The sequence below is a fragment of the Pseudonocardia benzenivorans CB1190 genome, from assembly GCF_000196675.2.
In the GTDB taxonomy this organism is placed as follows: Bacteria; Actinomycetota; Actinomycetes; order Mycobacteriales; family Pseudonocardiaceae; genus Pseudonocardia; species Pseudonocardia benzenivorans.
Genome location: NC_015312.1, coordinates 6,190,780 through 6,208,345, shown reverse-complemented (window position 1 = coordinate 6,208,345; position 17,566 = coordinate 6,190,780). Strand labels below are relative to the sequence as shown.

Here is a 17,566-nt window from a genome sequence, read left to right as displayed (position 1 = left end):
TGCTGCGGTGTTGAGTGCCGGTCAGTGACCACTCGACTCGGGGCCGGGCTCTCGACCGTGTCCTGCCCACTGTGGACAGGAAGGCGACGAACGTGTCGCTGGTGGGTGCCGAGTACTTCGTGGGGATCGACTGGGCCGCGACGAACCATGCGGTATGCGTTCTCGACTCGTCCGGGCGTCGAGTCACCGGGTTCGGCGTGGAGCACACCGCGGCGGGGTTCACCGGTCTGATCCGCCGACTCGCCAAGCTGGGTGAGCCGGGCGGGGTGCCGGTGGCCATCGAGCGCCCGGACGGGCGGCTGGTCGACGCGCTGCTCGCCGCCGGCTACCCGGTGGTGGCGGTGAAGCCGAACGCGATCAAGACCTGGCGTGAGGGTGAGGTGATCTCCGGGGCGAAGTCTGATCCCGGTGACGCTCACGTGATCGCCGAGTACCTGCGTCTGCGCGCGCATCGGCTGCGGGCGGCGACCCCCCTGTCCGAGGACACCCGCGCGCTGCGTCTGGTGTCGCGCACCCGCTCGGATCTGGTCGCCGCCCGTGTCGCGGCGGGCAACCAGCTCGCCGCGCTGCTGGACACGGCCTGGCCCGGGGCGAAGGAGATCTTCGCCGAGGTGACCTCGGCGATCAGTCTGGCGTTCCTTCACCGCTATCCGACCCCCGATCATGCCGCGCACCTCGGGGAGAAGCGGATGGCGGCGTTCTGCATCAAGCACGGCTACTCCGGACGTCGCAGCCCCGCCGAGCTGCTCACCCGGCTGCGCGCCGCACCGGCCGGTGTCAGCGGCGCAGTCGTGTCCGACGCGCTGCGCGACGCCGTCCTCGCCCTGATCGCGGTCCTGACCGCGCTCAACACAGCGATCAAGGACCTCGACCGGTCCAACGCCGCGCACCTGCACGCCCACCCCGACGGAAAGGTGTTCACCAGCTTCCCCCGCGCCGGACTGGTCAACGCCGCCCAGATCCGCGCTGAGCTCGCCGAAACCGACGCCTACTCCGGACCGGATGCCATCGCTGCCCTCGCCGGGCTGGTCCCGGTCACCCGCGCGTCGGGCAAGCACCACGCGGTGAGTTTCCGTTGGGCCTGTAACAAGCGGCTGCGCGTCGCGTTGACCACCTTCGCCGACAATTCCCGCCACTCCAGTCCCTGGGCCGCCGGCATCTACCGGCGAGCTATCGCCGGCGGCAAGGACCATCCGCACGCGATCCGGATCCTCGCCAGAGCCTGGGTTCGAGTGATCTGGCGCTGCTGGAACAACGGACAGCCCTACGACCCCGCCCGCCATGGCGGGGCAGCCCGCCAACTCAACCCACCGACCGCAGCCTGACGATCTTGAGGTTGACACAGAGGGTGTCATCGGTCGAGCCTGCCGTGCCGCACGGCCGGGCTCCGTCTCAGTTCGAGACGCCCGGTCCGGGAGGCTCATCCGAGCACGACCGTGCCGTCGGCCTCGACGCGGTGGCCGGGGTTGTGCGCGATCTCCCAGACGACGCCGTTCGGGTCGCGGACCAGCGCGTGGAAGATCCCGCCGAACTCGCTCTCCTGCGGCGGCTTGACCACGGCCGCACCCGCCGCGACGGCCGCCGACGCCAGCGTGTACACCCCGGCGCGGTCGCCGACGTTGTGCGCCAGCGTCATCCCGGAGACCCCGCTGGTGCTGCCCGCCGGGAGGCCGAGGTCGCGGTCGAACGACGCCGCGTCGAAGAAGCCGACCAGCAGACCCGGCGCCACCTGGTAGAAGACGATCTCGCCCGGCACGTCCAGGTGCGGTTCCCACCCGAAGGCGTCGCGGTAGAACGCGCGCGCGGCGTCGAGGTCCGGGGTCGCGAGGGTGACGAAGCTCAGCCGCTGGTCCATCTGTCCTCCTGGGTCGGGACCGGGTCGGTCAGCACCGTAGGCCCGGCGCCCGCGCCGTCGATCCCGTCGTCGTGGGGATCCACGTCGGCGCGCCGCCCGACGTCGCGCGGGAACCGGTCGGGCGCAATAGCCTGTGCCGGTCCCGCCGTCGCTCCTCCCGGTGGCCGCGCCGTCGGGCCCGCTCGTGGCAGTGTGGGAACCGGCCGCCCGAATCGTCCGGATCGGTGGGCCTTCGGCGAGGAGGGGTGCGGTGCTGGAGATCGGCGCGCTCGGGTGGGGTCTGACGATCGCGCTGGTCGTGGTTCTCCTGGCGATCGACCTGGCCGTCGCGGCGGCCCGCCCGCACAAGGTCGGGTTCCGCGAGGCCGTGCTGTGGTCGGTGTTCTACATCGCCGTCGCGGTGGCCTTCGGCGTCGTCCTGTGGATGACGGCGGGCAGCCAGTTCGGCACCGAGTTCTTCGCGGGCTACATCGTCGAGAAGAGCCTGTCGGTCGACAACCTGTTCGTCTTCGTGATCATCATGTCGACGTTCGCGGTGCCCGAGGAGCACCAGCACAAGGTGCTGACGTTCGGCATCGTGCTCGCGCTGGTCATGCGCGGCATCTTCATCGCCCTCGGCGCGACGCTGCTCAACTACTTCTCGTTCATGTTCCTGCTCTTCGGCCTGCTGCTCCTCTACACCGCGGTCCAGTTGTTCCGGCACCGCGACGAGGACCCGGACGTCGAGGACAACGGCCTGGTCAAGGTCGCCAGGAGACTCCTCCCGGTCACCGACGAGTACGACGGCGGCAAGCTGCTCACGCGCGTGGGCGCCCGCCGGATGGTGACGCCGCTGCTCATCGTGCTGATCGCCATCGGCGGTATCGACCTGCTCTTCGCGCTCGACTCCATCCCCGCGGTCTTCGGGGTGACGAGGGAGGCCTACATCGTCTTCGCCGCGAACGCCTTCGCCCTGCTCGGGCTGCGTGCGCTGTTCTTCCTGGTCAAGGGCCTGCTCGACCGTCTGGTGTATCTCTCGACGGGCCTCGCGATCATCCTCGCGTTCATCGGCGTGAAGCTGATCCTGCACTGGCTGCACGTCGACATCGCGCCGTCCGTGCCCGAGATCCCGACGCCGCTGAGCCTCGGCGTGATCGTCGGCGTCCTGCTGGTCGTCACCGTCGCGAGCCTGGTGAAGACGCGCCGCGACCCGACCGCGACGGCTCACGCGGGGTCACTGCGGGCGACCCGGCCCCGCGAGCAGGCCGAGCGCGACGGCTGAGGACCGGTCACGCAGTAGTTCGGGGTGTTTGTCCGGGTACGGTGGCGCGGTGTCGAGCCCGCCGCGCATCAGGCTGCTCGGCCGTCTCGAGGTGTGCTCCCCGGAGGGTGCGCCCGTCACGCTCGGCGGCCCGCGCGAACGGTCGCTGCTCGGCCTGCTGGCCCTGCACCCGAACCGCGTCCTGCCCGCGCAGTGGCTCGTGGACACCCTGTGGGCCGAGCGGCCCGGGTCGGGGAGCCGGGTCACCGTCCGCACGCATGTGTCGCACCTGCGCCGCCGGCTGGCCGCGGCCGGGCTGCCCGACGTCCTGGTGACCCGGGCGCCGGGCTACCAGCTGGAGATCGAGCCCGACGACGTCGACAGCAGCAGGTTCGAGCGCCTCGTCCGGCTCGGGCAGGAGGCGCTGGGAGCCGGTGACGCCGCCGCGGCGGCGACGGGACTCCGCACCGCGCTGGGGCTGTGGCGGGGCCCGCTGCTCGCCGACCTGGAGGAGCCGGAGTTCGCGGCCGACAGCGCAGCCCGGCTCGACGAGCTGCGGCTGACGGCGCTGGAGAGCTGTCTCGCCGCCGAGCTCGACCTCGGCCGCCATCTCGACGTGGTGGCCGAGCTGGAGGCGCTCGTCGCGCACCACCCGTTCCGGGAACGGTTGTGCGGGCAGCTCATGGTGGCGCTCTACCGCTGTGGGCGGCAGACCGAGGCCCTTGCCGCGTACGCCGCGGCGCGGTCCCGGCTCGCCGACGAGCTCGGTCTCGACCCCGGCCCCGAGCTCGCCGCCCTCGAAGCGGCGATCCTGCGGCAGGACCCGGTCCTGCTGCCGGCGCACCACCACGCACCCCCGGTCCGACGGCAGGACGCGCGCACCGTCGTCGAACCGCCGCCCGACGCGCTCTTCGCCGCAGCGCGTCGGCTCCGGCTCGTGGGCCGCGACGCCGAGCTCGCCCGGCTCGCAGCGCTCTGGCGCGAGACGTGCGCGGGCGCCTCGCCCGTCGTCCTGCTCAGCGGGGAGGCCGGCGTGGGCAAGTCGCGGCTGGCCGCCGAGCTGGCTCGGCTCGTGGCCGACGACGGCGGCCGTTGTCTCGTCGGCCGCTGCGACCCGGTCGCGGCGGCGCCGTACCGGCCGCTCGCGGCGATCGTGCGGATGTGCGCGCAGCCGGCGGCGCCGCGGGCCGGCGAGCCGGCCGCCGGGATCGAGGTCCTGCTCGACGCCCCACCCGGGCCGGCCGGTGGCCGTCCGGAGCCGGCTGCCGCCCTGCGACTCCTGCTCGCCGGCACCGCGCACACCAACCCGACGGCGGTCGTCGTCGAGGACGCCGAGTGGATCGACCCCGCGAGCGCCGACCTGTTGCGAGCGCTGGCCGCCGATCCGCCCGCGAGGCTCATGCTGCTGATCTGCTTCCGGGATCCGCCGGGCAGCCGCCACGAGCCGCTGCGCGCCCTCCTCGGCGACGGTGCGGCCGTCGCCGAGCGGGTCGTGCTCGGTCCGCTGGCCGAACCCGATGTGCGTCGGCTGGCGGGCGAGATACTCGGCCGAGCGGTCCCCGATGGCGCGGCGCACCGGTTGTGGGAGCGGTCCGGGGGAAACCCGTTCTTTCTCACCGAGATCGTGCGGGACCTGCGGGACCGGCGCGAGGAGCCGGCCGTCGGCCCCTTCAGACGGATCCCGACCCGGATCCGCGACGTCCTGCGCGACCGGGTCGCACGGCTGCCACCGGTGGCCCAGCACGTCGTCACGGCCGCGGCGGTGGTGGGCGGTGAGGTCGGGTTCGAGCTGCTCGCGGCCCTCGTCGACGGCTCCGAGGACGACCTGGTCGACGGTATCGAGCGTGCCGTCGACGCCGGCCTGTTGCTCCCGGCCGGACAGGGCTGGGGCAGCAGGTACGCCTTCCGACACGGGCTGATCCGGGACTGCGTGTACGACGACGTCGCCGGTCGCCACCGGGAACGGCTGCACGCGAGGGCCGGCCGGGCGCTGCTCACCGACCGGAACGTCGCTGCGGCGGCAGTGCACCTGCGGGCCGCGGGCCCGGCTGCCGACGCGGCCGAGGTGGCGGCGGTGAGCCTGCGTGCCGCGGAGCTGACCGGCGCCCGCGCGGCCTGGGAGGACGCCGTCGGGCACGCCGAGGCCGCCGTGGCGATCCTCGCGAGGATCGACGCGCCGGCGGAGGCCCGGGCGGACGCCGCGGTCGGAACCGCCATGCTGCGGATCAAGTCGGGGCGGGGCCATCCGGAGGCGATCCGGCACCTGGAGGAGGCAGTGGGGCTCTACCGCGCCGCCGGCTCCGACGAGCTGCTCGGCGCCGTCCACAGCCGGATCGGTGGGGCGCTGAGCACCCACCACTCGGTGATGGACATCCCGCGCGCGCTGGAGCATCTCGCCGCCGCCGAGCGGCTGCTCGCAGAGCCGGCCGCGGTGTTCCACCTGCAGCGGGGGCTGACCCAGGCGGCGATGTACGGCATGCGCACCGCGCTGCTGGCGACGGCCGCGGACCGGGCCGGCGAGCTGGCGAGGCGGCTGGGCCGCCGCGATCTGGGCGTGCTCGCCGGTTGGGCCCGCGGGTGGGCCCTGTTCAACCGCGGGGAGCCGGCTGCCGCGGACGCCTGCTTCGAGGAGGTCTGGGCCGTCGCCCACGAGCTCGGGGATCCCTTCCTCGGGTGGGCCCCGGTCAACGCCGGGGCACTGGCCGCCACCGCCTACCTCCTCGATCCCACCCGCGGCCGGGACTGGTGCCGCCGGGGACTCGCCCAGCCCGGATTTGCGGGCTTCGCCGACCCTCATACCGCCGTGCTGGACCAACTCGCGCTCGCGCAGGTCGAGGCCGGTGAGCTCGCGGCGGCCCGGAGCACCGTCGGGCGCCTGCCCGCCGAGTCGGTCAGCCGGCGTCTGCTGGCCTTCCGGTCCGGTGCGGTCGAGCGGGCCGCGCACGGCTGGGCAGCGGCGCTGCGGGCCGACGAGGCGGCGGGCGACCTGCACGACGCCGCCCTCAACGCGCGCTGGCTCGCCATGGCACAACTGGCGCTCGGCGACCGTGCCGGTGCGGATGAGTCCTTGACGAAGGCGGTGGCCTGGGCGGTCTCCGCGCCACAGGTCCCCACCGAGCTCGTCGCGCGGGCCGAGCTCGCCCGGGTGCGCGTGGGCGCCGGTGACCTGGGCGCGGCCCGGGCGCAGCTCGACGCGTGCGACCTGATCCTGGCCGGCGGGGCGGACTGGCGGGGTGCTGCCGGGGTCGTCGAGCTGGCCCGCGGGGCCGTGGCGGCGGCTGCCGGAGACCGTCGGCGAAGCGACCGGTCCCACCGGCTGGCCGTCGAGTCGTTCGTCCGGTACCGGACGCCGTGGCACCGGATCGAGGCGTTGCGCGCCTGGTCGCGGGCCCGGCGTGAACTCGGCGACCCTGCGGGCGCGACGGGTCCGGCCAAGGCGGCCGACGAGCTGCGGGCGCGGCTGACCGGCCGCGGGAGCACCGGTTGAGCCGCCCGTCCCGGACCTCAACGCGATCTCAACACCGGACGGCCATCGTGATCGGTACCGAGGACCCCACAGCGACGGGAGCGAGATGGACCGGGCCTATGACGTCATCGTGGTCGGTGCCCGCTGTGCCGGGTCCGCCCTCGCGACGGTGCTGGCCGACGCAGGTGCGCGCGTACTGCTGCTCGACCGCGATCCCTTGCCGTCGGACACGGTGTCGACCCACCTGCTGTTCCCCGACGCGGTGGCGCTGCTCGACGAGCTCGGCGCGCTGGACCGGCTCGCCGGGGCTCACGAGCTGCCCTGGCTGCAGTTCGGCTGGCGGGTGCACGGGCACGAGGTCGGGGGCGCCTTCACCCCGGTCGGCGGCTTCGATCTCGCGACCTGCGTCCGCCGGAACGTCCTCGATGCCGCCCTCCTCGACGGCGCGATCGCCGCCGGCGCCGAGGTCCGTTCCGACTGCGCGGCCGTGGGCCTGATCGGTGCCGGTACCGACGAGGATCCGGTGCGCGGGGTGGTGCTGGCCGATGGCGCCCGGCTCGCGGCCGGCCGGGTGGTCGGCGCGGACGGCCGGACATCGCTCGTCGCGCGTAGCCTGCGGCTGGCCGCGCAGCAACGCCGCCGCGGCGAGATGGCCTTCCTGCTCGGCTACTGGCGCGGGCTGCCGGGACACGGCTGGTGTCGGATCGACACCCACGAGCATGCGGCGCTGATGTCCGCACCGTGCGAGGACGGGATCCATCTGCTGTCGCTGGCCGGACCCCCCGGGCTGACCCGAGGCAGCGCCGCCGTGCGCCGCGCCCGGTACCTGGAGGGTCTCAGGCAGTTCCCCGCGGTGCTCAACCAGCGGCTGCTCGAAGGAGCCGAACAGATCTCGCCCGTCGTCGCGGTCCCCGAGACGATGATGCGGGGCTTCCGGCGCCGAGCCGCGGGCCCGGGCTGGGCGCTGGTCGGGGACGCGGGGGCGGTGACCCATCCGGCGACGGCGCAGGGCATCGGGGACGCCCTCGCACAGGCCCGGCACGTCGGTCGCGCGCTGGCGGCCGGATGTGAGCTGGACGGCTTCCAGGCGTGGCGGGACGCCCGGTCCGCCGGTCACGACGCCTGGTCGTTCGAGATGGCGCGCTTCGGCAACGCGCGGGCCGCGGCGGTGTTCGCTGGTCTCGCCGCCGACCCCGGCGCCGGGGCGGAGTTCCTCGACGTGCTCACCAAGCGTCGTCGGCCCACTGCCGTGCTGCACCGCTCGCGCCTGGTCCGGTGGGAGGCCGCCCGCGCGTACGAGGACGGCGTGCGGACGCTGGCCGCCCTCGTGACGAACCCGGCCGGCGACCTGCGGACGACAGTCGTCCCCGCGTGCCCGAGATGGACCGCCCGGGACCTGCTGGCCCATCTCGCGGGGGTGGCGACGGACGTCGTGCGGGGTGCGTACTTCACCGACGCCGTCCGTGCGTGGGCCGACGAGACAGTCGCCGCCCGCCGGGAGTCCTGGACCGCCGAGCAGGTCGCCTCGCGCGCGGATGTCGGCGTCACCGACCTCGTCGCGGAGATCGAGCGGCAGGGCGCGGAGCTGGTCGCGGACCTGCGCCGGGGCACCGGCCACGCGGCCGGGGCGCCGGAGTGGCTGCACAGCGCACCCGTGGCGGACCTCGCCGTGCACCTCGACGACCTGCGGGAGGCACTCGGTGTAGAGGTGGAGCCGGACTCACCCCTGACCCGGTTCGGGTTCCGCGTCTACCGGGACTGGCTCGGGCTGAGACTGGAGCAGACCGGCCGCGCCCCGCTGCTGCTCACCGACGGGAACCGGCGCTGGCAGGTGGGCGGCGCGGGGGAGCCGGGTGCGGTGCTGCGCGCCTCCCGGCACGAACTGTTCCGGATCGTCACAGGTCGGCGGGCACGGACGGATCTCCGGAACCGCTCGTGGTGCGGTGATCCGGAGCCCTACCTGGAGCTCATCGCTCCCTATCCGCTCGCCGAGCCCGCGGGCGCGGCAGGCCGCACGACCACCGGCGATCTCGCCGGCGCCGCCACGGTCCAGACCGGAGCGGGCCGCCCGAACCGAGGAGAGGATCGATGACGACCGGCAGCACAGCGACCAGTGGTCGCGCCGTGGTCAACCTGACGACCGGGCTGGAGGATCCCGAGCGGGTCACCGTGGCGATGCTGACCGCGGTCGCCGCGGCCGAGTCCGGCCGCCCGACGATGACGTTCCTGAGCAAGGAGGCTGCCCGGCTCGCGGTGCCAGGCGTCGCGACCGCGACGGCCTGCGCGGGCTGCCCGCCGTTGACCGAGTTGTTCGAGCGCTACGCCACGGCCGGCGGCCGATTCCTCGTGTGTCCGATCTGTGTGGATGCGAAGAGGCTCGACACCGACCTGATCCCCGGAGCGGAGCTCGGCGGCACCGTTCCGTTGTGGGAGTGGATCGGCGACGGCGCCACGACGTTCAGCTTCTGATGCGACGAGCGCATCGCCGCGCCCCGTGCGGGGCGTGGTCCTCGCGCCCGCCGACCCACTGGTCCGGACACCGTCAGGACCAGTCTTCCGACCACCGGTCGCGACCGCGACCGACCGATCCCGAGGACGATCGAGGATGTCTGGACCCACCCGTCGCGCGGCCCTGGTGGCCGCCGCAGTCACCGTTCTGTTCGTGACGACCACCGCCGGACCTGCCGGGGCCGCACCGTCCGGCGCGGGCGCCCGCGCCGCCGCGGCAACCGGCTCCGAACCCGGCACCGATCCGGCCCCGCCGCCCCCGGGGCCGGCGTCCCGCGTCCCCGCAGATGCGCCGACGGCCCCCCGACCCACCACCAACGCACCGCCGGACCCGTTCCACGACGCTCCCACCCCGGCGATCCACCGGGTCGTCAGCGGGCTGCGGCTCGAGTCGAAGAGCGTCAACCTCAAGCTGTCGGCCCGGCCCGGGCTCGGGGCCGGCAGCCCCGTGCGGGTGGCGGTCCGGTTCACCACCGCGTCCCCGTGGCAGGAGGCGCTCTACTCGGAGAGCAGCGGCCTGGTCCTGCGCGCGGCCGTACCGCACGCCGACTTCGCGAGCCGCCTGGAGACGGTGACGGTCCGGCTGCAGGACACCGCGACCGGAGCGAGCTACCTGAAGGTGTGGGGGCACCGGGTGAACCCCGTTGCCGACGTCCGGATCGGCGATCTCACCTTCGGCACCTCCGAGGACTGCGATCCCGGGGTCCCGCCGTGGAGCGCGCCGGACCCGGACGTCTACTGGCGCGACGCGCACGGCAGGTCGGGGTTGGCAGCCCTGGGTGACAACGAGCGGGCCGGCCGGATCCCGGAGTTCGCCCACACGCTGACCGAGGTGAGCGCCGCCGACGGGCTGCGCGCGCCCACTGCGGCGTGGAACGACCGTGACCCGGTCTTCGATCCCGGTGCCGATCCGAAGGACAGGGGTCCGCTGCTGCCCGCACGCACGGGCCGGGTCGCGTGGACCGAGGAGGCGACCTCGGGCGACTGCAGCGCGGAGCTGGCCTTCGAGATGACGGTGACGCCGCGGTCGTACCCGACGTTCTGACGGGGAGCCCTGTCGCGGAGGGCCGGAGACGGGCATCGAGCGGGAAGGGCGCGGCGGTCGGGGTGGGTGGCGGCGAACACGGGGCACGGGCCGACGACGACGAGCGGGCGCTGTGGGAAACCGTGCTGGCCGATCCGGACGATCCCGCGCCGCGGATCGGCCTCGCCCTCCTCTGGCGGCGCCGCGGCGACCCGCGCGCCGAGCTGGTCCGGATCGAGTTGGCGCTCGCCGCGCAGGACGAAGCGACCGGACAGCGGGATCCGGTGCTGATGCGCCGTAGGCGGGCACTGCTGGACCGGATCGGCCACCGCGCCGCGGGCCCGGTCGTCGAGCTGGTCGACGGCTACGACTTCCACCGCGGCTTCGTCGGTGAGGTGAGACTGCCCGTCGACCGGTTCCTCGAGGTCGCCGACCGGCTGCTCCGCACGGCGCCGGTGCAGCACCTCGATCTCACCGCCCCGCACACCCGGTTGGCCGAGCTGCTGCGCTCACCTCACGTCGGCCGCATGGTGTCGCTGTCGCTCGCCGGGCTCGGGCTCGACGACGAGGCCGCTGCTGATCTCGCCCGGGCCGAGCAACTGCGGTCGCTGCGCTGGCTGTCGTTGGCACACAACCGGATCGGCCGGCCCGGGGTGGACGCGCTCGCCGAGTCGCCGGTCCTGGCGGGGCTGTCGGTGCTCGACCTGACGGGCAACCCGTGCGATCCGGTGCCGCGGCCCTCGGGCAGGGACCTCGACGGGCGGATCTCCGCGATGGAGCGCCCGACCCCCTGGGACGGGCCGGTCCCCGCCTGGTTGGCCCATCCCGCACAGCCGGAGCAGTGGCCGCTCGGTCGCGACACCTACCGCAGGCACGCCCCAGCTGCGGGCGGGCCGCGCAGCACGATCACCGTGGCCCCACCGGAGGCCACCTGGCGGGTGCAGCGCTGCTGGGCCTCCTGGACGGTGGCGAGCCGGCCCGACCCCGCCCTGTCACCGCAGCAGGCACTGGCGATCGCCGCCACGCGGATGCTCACGGCGCTGACCGGGTTCGCCGTCCCCGCCGCTTTCGACTGCCGTGGGCCGGGGAGCGGAGCGGAGCCGGACCGGCTGCTGCACCGGCACCCGCGGGGCACTCCGATCGACGAGCGGACGGTGCTCGCGCTCCTGCGCCGGTGCCCGCGGGCGGCCCAGCTGCGCCTCGATCTCGACGTGGAGCTGGAGTCGGCGGGAGGCGCCGTCGACGTGCTCGTGGACGGCGCGCAGGTCCGTGTGCAGTACCGGGACGGTGCCGTGGGGCATCGGCTCGACCTGCACTGCGATGCTCACTCGTGGCACACCTGGGATGGGCGCAGACACAACACCGGGCCGGCCACACTCAACGCACCCCGCCTCGCCTCGTTCCTCGCCCGCCTGACGATCGCCACCGGCGGCACGTGCACAGCGAAGGGACCACCGGGAATCGTCGACGAGAACGGTGTCGTCCCGCGCGGGCTGCTGACCGGCTGGGTGGTGCGGTCCCGACCGCGCTGGTGAGCCGAGGCGCCGTCTCGTCGGCGCGACGCAGGAGGACCGGCAGGTCATCCCGAGGCGATCGTGCGGCCCGGTTCGAGCGCGGCCACCAGGTCCTCGCGGGCGCGCGCCACCCGCGAGCGGATCGTGCCCACCGGGCAGCCGCAGACCTGCGCCGCGTCGGCATAGGCCAGGCCGAGCAGCTGGGTGAGGACGAACGCGTCGCGACGGTCGGGCTCCAGGCGGTCGACCAACGCGCCGACCAGCACCGCCTCGTCGCTCGCCCGGCCGCGCGGGGCGTTCACCGCCTCCCAGTCGTCGACCGCGACGGTCCGCGGACGGCGCACCGCGTCGCGCACGGCGTCGGCGGCCGCGCGCCGGGCGATCGCGAGCAACCAGGCACGGGCGGGCCCGTCGCCGGTGAAGCCCGGCAGCGACCGGACCGCGCGCAGGTAGGTCTCCTGCAGGAGGTCGTCGGCCTCGTCCGCGCCCGCGAGGTGCACCAGGAACCCGCGCACGTCGTCACGGGTGGCCCGGACGAACTCGTCGAGTGCCGCCCGGTCGCCCCTCGCGGCGGCGAGGGCGCGGTCCGTGACGTGGCCGTCGGTCGGGCGGGGTGCCATGGCGCGACGGTAGAGATCACCCGCGCGCCACGATCGGGTCGGCCTCGCCGCCACACGTCCGGGTGACACCGGGAACTCCGGGCGCCGCGGCGCCGACCTCTCCTACATGCGCCACATCGCCACGTTCTGCGGTAGCTGCAACTGCGGATGCCCCGAGCTCCATGTCGACGACGCCGCCGTGCCGGAGAAGCGGATCGTCATCACCGACGACTTCGGCCAGCGGATCCAGATGAGCGTCGAGCAGCTCGCCGACCTCGTCGCCGACGTCCGCCGCGGCGTGCTCGACGAGGTCGTCGCGCCGGCCGCACGCTGACCACACGCGGGATGGACTGCGCGACCTGCCGGGAGGTGTTCTCCGCGCGGCTCGACGGTGAGGACCTGCCGGGCGAGGCCGTCGCGAGCGACGCGCACCTCGCCGGCTGCGCGCGGTGCCGCGCGTTCCACGAGCAGGCCGCCCGGGTCACGCGGCTGACCCGGACCCGGCTCGTCGACCTGAGCGGGCCGCGTGACCTGCCGGCGCTCGACCTGCCGCCCGTCGTGCCCGCCCGCACCCGGCTCGACGTGCTGCGGGCGCTCCTCGCGGCCGCCGGCATCGCCCAGCTGGCCCTGGGGGTCAGCGGTCTGCTCGACGCGGCGGCGGCCGGGCAGCACGGCGGGCTGCTCGGCGGTGCCGGGCTGGCGCACCTCGGCCACGAGAGCGCCGCGTGGAACCTCGCCGTCGGTGTCGGGTTCCTCGCCGTCGCGCTGCGCGCCGCCCGCCCCGCGGGCAGCCTCGTCGCGATGCTCGGGGCGTTCACCGCGGTGCTCCTGCTGACCTCGGGCATCGACGTCGTCTCCGGCCGGGTGGGCCTCGGCCGGTTGGCCGGGCACACCGTGCTGGTGACGGGGCTGGTCGTGCTCGTCGTGCTGGGGCGCCGCGGCCCGGGCGACGACCGTCGCCACCGCGCCGGCCGGCCCGCGGCACACCGCGCCCCGCTCGTGTCGGACGACGCGCCCGTCGCGCCCGTCGACGCGGGTCCGGGGTACCCCGACCTGCGCCCCTCGGCCCGCCGGGCGGCCTGAGCCCGCACGCCTACCCGCGGCCGGGCGACCGACCAGGCCGGCGGCCCGCCGGTACCCGGCCCGCACCGACAGACGGTGCCCGCCGGGCCCGGCCCGCCGCCGGCCGCCACCCGGGCGGCCGCAACCCCACTGCTCTCCGCGCGCGGAGACGCGACGGTGAGGTTGCGCGCGTGGGGCGGGCCGCAACCCCACTGCTGCTGTTGTCGCTCGGGTTCAGGGGGTGGTCGCAACACCGGTGGTTACTGGCCGCGACAGTAGTCGGGTCAGTCTTTCCCCGGGGGTGTCCCAGTCCAGGGTTTTGCGGGGGCGGGAGTTGAGCTTGTCCGCGACCCGGTCCAGATCGGCGTGGGTGTGCACGGACAGATCGGTGCTTTTCGGGAAGTACTGGCGCAACAGCCCGTTGGTGTTCTCGTTGCTGCCCCGCTGCCAGGGGCTGTGTGGGTCGCAGAAATAGACCGGCAACTCCGGCGCCATGGTGATCTCGGCGTGGCGGGCCAGCTCGATGCCCTGGTCCCAGGTCAACGACCGGCGCACCATCGCGGGCAGCACCCGCATCGCGGCGATCATCGCGTCCCGGACCTGGACTGCGCCGTGGCCCCCGGGCAGGTGCAGCAGCAACACGAACCGGGTGGTCCGCTCGACCAGCGTGCCGATCGCGGTCTCGTTGCCGGTGCCGAGGATGAGATCGCCTTCCCAGTGCCCGGGCACGGCCCGGTCGGTGACCTCCGCGGGCCGCTGGGAGATCATGACCTTGTCCCGGATCCGGGTCTGGTTGCGGTGTTGGCGTTGGTCGGGCAGCCGGTTCGGGCGGCGCAACGCCCGCCCGGTCCGGAGACACCCCGCGAGCTCGCGGCGCAGCTGCCCGCGGCCTTGGACGTAGAGGGCCTGGTAGACGCCCTGGTAGATGGTTTCGTGGGACACCCACATCTCCGGCCGGTCGGGGAAGTCTCGGCGCAGAGTCTGACTGATCTGCTCCGGGCTCCACTGCTGCTCGACCAGCCTGGTGTGTACGTGGGCGGCCAGCTCGGGGTGGGTGAGGAGTTTGGCGGGTGTGCGGCGGCGGGCGCGGGCCTCGGCTTTGGCCTGGGCCACCACCGCCCGGTACCGCAGCCGTTCGTGCTGGGGCCGGTCCCGGCCGCCGTGCGTGCCCGGGTCTGGCCCCAGGCGGTGCGGGCGCCCGTCAGGCAGCGGGGGCCGGCGTGGATAGCGCACGGTGCGGTTACGGGCCAGTTCCCGGCCGATGGTGGCGCGGTGGCGGCCCAGCCGCCGGGCGATCTCGGCCCGGCTGTGCCCGGCCGCCCAGCCCACGGCGATCTCTTCACGTTCGGCCAGGGACAGATAACGCCCGCCGGGCTCGGTCAGGTCCGGGATCATCCCACCAGACTCGACGACCCACCCCCGCCCGGCCGAGGCCGACACCCCCACCTCCGCGGCGGCCTGCGCGATCGTGGCCCCCGCCAACCGGGCCCTCCAGAACCGGCGGACCCGTTCCCGCGGCACCCTCGGCGGACCGATCACACTCATCACCCCAGCTCGACAGGGTGTTGCGACGAACCCTTGAATCCACCTCGCCCGCGAGGACGGTGAGGTTGCGCCCGGAGGGGGAGCGCGGCCGCTACTCGCGCCAGGCCCGCTCGAAGGGCAGCCGCCAGGCGCTGGGGGCGATGAGCTGGTGGATCGCGTTGGGGCCCCACGTGCCCTGCGGGTAGCTCTTGACCGGCGGCGGGTCGTCCAACAGCGGCGCCGAGCGTTCCCAGAGCGACTCGATGCCCTCCGCGGTGTTGAACAGCGTGTGGTCGCCGCGCATGGCGTCGAGGATGAGCCGCTCGTAGGCCTCGAGGACGTCGCCGCCGTGCTCGGTCTCCTGCGTCGAGAACTGCATCGACAGCTTCTCCAGTCGCATCCCCGGTCCCGGCCGCTTGCCGTAGAAGGACAACGAGACCCGGCCCGATTCCGCGAGGTCGAAGGTCAGGTGATCCGGTCCCTGCGAGCTGACGCCGGAGCCCGTCGGGAACATCGTCCGCGGCGCCTCCTTGAAGGCGATGGAGATGATGCGCATGCCCTCGGCCATCCGCTTGCCCGTCCGCAGGTAGAACGGGGTGCCGGCCCAGCGCCAGTTGTCGAGGCCGACCTTCAGCGCGATGAACGTCTCGGTGTCGGACTCGCGGCTGACACCTTCCTCGTCGCGGTAGCCGACGTACTGGCCGCGCACGACGTCGGACGGGTGGATCGGCAGCAGCGACCGGAAGACCTTGTTCTTCTCCTCGCTGATCGCCCGCGGCTCCAGCGCCGTCGGCGGCTCCATCGCGACGAACGCCAGCACCTGCATCAGGTGCGTGACGACCATGTCCTTGTAGGCGCCCGTCGACTCGTAGAAGTTCGCGCGCAGGTCCAGGCCGAGCGTCTCGGGGATGTCGATCTGGACGTGGTCGATGAAGTTACGGTTCCAGATCGGCTCGAACAGGCCGTTGGCGAAACGGAACGCCAGGATGTTCTGCGCGGCCTCCTTGCCGAGGAAGTGGTCGATCCGGAAGATCTGCGACTCGTCGAAGACCTCGTGGACGAAGTCGTTGAGCCGGATCGCGCTGGCGAGGTCGGAGCCGAACGGCTTCTCCATGACGACGCGCGAGTCCGCCACCAGGTCGGAGTCGCGCAACATCGTGATGACCGCCTCCGCGGCCCTCGGCGGCACCGAAAGGTAGTGCAGCCGCCGGCAGTCGGGACCCAACAGTTCCTGCGCGCCCTTGACCGCGGAGGACAGCCCCTCCGGCCCCGCGCTCTGCGGGACGTAGGTGAGCCGCTCGGCGAACTGGGCCCAGCCCTCGTCGTCGAGCTTGTGCATGCCGAAGCTCTCGATCGCGGCACGGGCGAGGGCGCGGAACTCGTCGGTCGTGATGTCCTCCATCGCGGTGCCGACGACGCGGATGTCCGGTGCCAGCGACGACCGCTCCAGATAGGCCATGCCCGGCAACAGCTTCCGCTTGGCGAGGTCGCCGGTGGCGCCGAAGAGGACGATGACGTGCGGCGCCAGCGGCTCGGTGTCACGCAGCCGCGGCCGCGCGCCGGTGGCCGGATAGGCGATCGTCTGAGCACGACGGGGGCTGACCACAGCTGCGACCTCCCACAGAACGCGTCCCGGCGGACCGCGCGGGACCTCTCCCGGGGGAACCGTACTCAGATCCCGCCCGCTCCTCAGGTCGGCGAGGTGTCCGGCCGGTGACGTTCCGACGCAGGCACTCGGCCCAGCCGGGGGCGGGTGCCGTCAGGGCCGCAGCACGACCTTGCCGCCCGCGTGCCCGCTCTCGACGAGCGCGATCGCCTCGGCCGCCTCGACCAGGGGGAACGTCCTGGCGACGACGACGCGCAGCGTCCCGTCGGCCAGCGCCGGGAGCAGGGTGCGCCACGCGTTCGACCGGATCTCGGTGCCCGGGTCCGCGCCCGGCCCGCCACCGATCAGCGCGATGCCCTCGGAGGCACGGCCGAACGCGGCGATCGAGACGATGCGGCGGCGGTCGGCGACCAGCTCCAGCGAGGTGTCGACGGCCTCGTCGGTGCCGACGGTGTCGACCGCGGCGTCCACACCGGACGGTGCAGCCCGCCGGATGCGGTCCGCGAGCCCCGCGCCGTAGGTGACCGGGACCGCGCCGTAGCCGCGCAACGTCTCGTGGTGCCGCTCGCTCGCCGTCGCGACGACGGCGGCGCCGCGGGCCAGCGCGAGCTGTGTGACGAGCGAGCCCACCCCGCCCGAGGCACCGTGCACCACCAGGGTGTCGCCCGCACCGGCTCCGACGACCTCGAGGGCGTGCACCGCGGTGGCGCCGACGAGCAGCACCGCCGCGGCCTCCTCCCACGACACGTCGGCCGGCTTCGGGACGACGTTCCGCGCCGCGACGGTGAGCTCCCCGGCGAACGCGCCGGGCGCGGGGTACACGACGACCTCGTCGCCGACCGCGAGCGGGCCGGCCGGGCCCTCCGCGCCGGGACCGACGGCCGTGACGACGCCCGCCGCCTCGCTGCCGATCCGCATCGGGAGCCTCGCCGGGTCGGCGCCCATCGTGCCGCTGAAGCGCTTGTGGTCGATCGGGTTGACCGACGCGGCCACCACCCTGACCGTGACCTCGCCGGGGCCGGGCGCGGGCACGTCGACGTCGACGACGGACAGGACCTCCGGGCCACCGAACGCGGTGGCCACGATCGCTGTGGTCATGCGGCCAGTCAACCGCTCCACCCCGCCTTCGTCCGACCCGGGACCCGGCCCCGCCCCGACGCCACCGACC

General features: G+C 74.2%; 14 protein-coding genes. 9 read left to right on the top strand and 5 right to left on the bottom strand.

The window, feature by feature from the left end:
• Nucleotides 1-92: 92 nt before the first annotated feature.
• Nucleotides 93-1,325 (top strand): IS110 family RNA-guided transposase, encoded by a 1,233-nt coding sequence (locus PSED_RS29400; protein WP_013677876.1) that lies wholly within the window; start codon nt 93-95, stop codon nt 1,323-1,325.
• A 95-nt stretch (nt 1,326-1,420) separates the two neighbouring features.
• On the opposite strand, the gene PSED_RS29395 is transcribed toward PSED_RS29400, so the two are convergent.
• Nucleotides 1,421-1,855, bottom strand: a complete 435-nt coding sequence (locus tag PSED_RS29395) for a VOC family protein (RefSeq protein WP_013677875.1) — start codon at nt 1,853-1,855, stop codon at nt 1,421-1,423.
• Nucleotides 1,856-2,105: 250 nt separating this feature from the next.
• On the opposite strand from PSED_RS29395, the gene PSED_RS29390 reads away from it, so the two are divergent.
• The 6 genes from PSED_RS29390 to PSED_RS29365 all read left to right on the top strand — a co-directional run bounded on the left by PSED_RS29390 (nt 2,106) and on the right by PSED_RS29365 (nt 11,628).
• Entirely contained in the window at nt 2,106-3,116 is a 1,011-nt protein-coding gene (locus PSED_RS29390) for a TerC family protein (protein WP_013677874.1), read from the top strand.
• A gap of 49 nt (nt 3,117-3,165) precedes the next feature.
• Complete coding sequence (locus PSED_RS29385; protein WP_013677873.1) at nt 3,166-6,582, top strand: ATP-binding protein; 3,417 nt, start codon at nt 3,166-3,168, stop codon at nt 6,580-6,582.
• An 85-nt stretch (nt 6,583-6,667) separates the two neighbouring features.
• Nucleotides 6,668-8,653 (top strand): maleylpyruvate isomerase family mycothiol-dependent enzyme, encoded by a 1,986-nt coding sequence (locus PSED_RS29380; protein WP_013677872.1) that lies wholly within the window; start codon nt 6,668-6,670, stop codon nt 8,651-8,653.
• Nucleotides 8,650-9,030, top strand: coding sequence for a DsrE family protein (locus PSED_RS29375; protein WP_013677871.1), 381 nt, complete (start codon nt 8,650-8,652; stop codon nt 9,028-9,030). Before PSED_RS29380 ends, PSED_RS29375 begins: the two co-directional genes overlap by 4 nt.
• 193 nt (nt 9,031-9,223) lie before the next feature.
• Nucleotides 9,224-10,114, top strand: coding sequence for a hypothetical protein (locus PSED_RS29370; RefSeq protein WP_143770671.1), 891 nt, complete (start codon nt 9,224-9,226; stop codon nt 10,112-10,114).
• 62 nt (nt 10,115-10,176) lie between these two features.
• Entirely contained in the window at nt 10,177-11,628 is a 1,452-nt protein-coding gene (locus PSED_RS29365; protein ID WP_013677869.1) for a hypothetical protein, read from the top strand.
• Between the two features lie 44 nt (nt 11,629-11,672).
• Here PSED_RS29365 and PSED_RS29360 read toward each other — a convergent pair whose 3' ends face one another.
• Nucleotides 11,673-12,227, bottom strand: a complete 555-nt coding sequence (locus PSED_RS29360) for a sigma-70 family RNA polymerase sigma factor (RefSeq protein ID WP_013677868.1) — start codon at nt 12,225-12,227, stop codon at nt 11,673-11,675.
• Between the two features lie 106 nt (nt 12,228-12,333).
• On the opposite strand from PSED_RS29360, the gene PSED_RS29355 reads away from it, so the two are divergent.
• A complete protein-coding gene (locus tag PSED_RS29355; protein ID WP_013677867.1) occupies nt 12,334-12,540 on the top strand; it encodes a hypothetical protein in 207 nt (68 codons plus the stop codon).
• Nucleotides 12,541-12,551: 11 nt separating this feature from the next.
• On the top strand, nt 12,552-13,289 hold the full coding sequence (locus PSED_RS29350) for a zf-HC2 domain-containing protein (RefSeq protein ID WP_013677866.1): 738 nt from the start codon (nt 12,552-12,554) through the stop codon (nt 13,287-13,289).
• Nucleotides 13,290-13,502: 213 nt separating this feature from the next.
• Here PSED_RS29350 and PSED_RS29345 read toward each other — a convergent pair whose 3' ends face one another.
• The 3 genes from PSED_RS29345 to PSED_RS29335 all read right to left on the bottom strand — a co-directional run bounded on the left by PSED_RS29345 (nt 13,503) and on the right by PSED_RS29335 (nt 17,496).
• On the bottom strand, nt 13,503-14,813 hold the full coding sequence (locus PSED_RS29345) for an IS30 family transposase (protein ID WP_013677865.1): 1,311 nt from the start codon (nt 14,811-14,813) through the stop codon (nt 13,503-13,505).
• Nucleotides 14,814-14,904: 91 nt separating this feature from the next.
• The gene (gene zwf, locus PSED_RS29340; protein WP_013677864.1) at nt 14,905-16,398 is read right to left on the bottom strand and encodes a glucose-6-phosphate dehydrogenase; all 1,494 of its coding nucleotides are present in this window, start codon (nt 16,396-16,398) and stop codon (nt 14,905-14,907) included.
• A gap of 153 nt (nt 16,399-16,551) precedes the next feature.
• Nucleotides 16,552-17,496: a quinone oxidoreductase family protein gene (locus PSED_RS29335; RefSeq protein WP_143770669.1), complete on the bottom strand. Its 945-nt coding sequence runs from the start codon at nt 17,494-17,496 to the stop codon at nt 16,552-16,554.
• Nucleotides 17,497-17,566 lie beyond the last annotated feature (70 nt).

Coding starts and splice junctions, on each gene's coding strand:
- PSED_RS29335 (WP_143770669.1), bottom strand. CDS start 17,496: ATGACCACAGCGATCGTGGCCACCGCGTTCGGTGGCCCGGAGGTCCTG.
- PSED_RS29350 (WP_013677866.1), top strand. CDS start 12,552: ATGGACTGCGCGACCTGCCGGGAGGTGTTCTCCGCGCGGCTCGACGGT.
- PSED_RS29345 (WP_013677865.1), bottom strand. CDS start 14,813: ATGAGTGTGATCGGTCCGCCGAGGGTGCCGCGGGAACGGGTCCGCCGG.
- PSED_RS29360 (WP_013677868.1), bottom strand. CDS start 12,227: ATGGCACCCCGCCCGACCGACGGCCACGTCACGGACCGCGCCCTCGCC.
- PSED_RS29395 (WP_013677875.1), bottom strand. CDS start 1,855: ATGGACCAGCGGCTGAGCTTCGTCACCCTCGCGACCCCGGACCTCGAC.
- PSED_RS29380 (WP_013677872.1), top strand. CDS start 6,668: ATGGACCGGGCCTATGACGTCATCGTGGTCGGTGCCCGCTGTGCCGGG.
- PSED_RS29355 (WP_013677867.1), top strand. CDS start 12,334: ATGCGCCACATCGCCACGTTCTGCGGTAGCTGCAACTGCGGATGCCCC.
- PSED_RS29375 (WP_013677871.1), top strand. CDS start 8,650: ATGACGACCGGCAGCACAGCGACCAGTGGTCGCGCCGTGGTCAACCTG.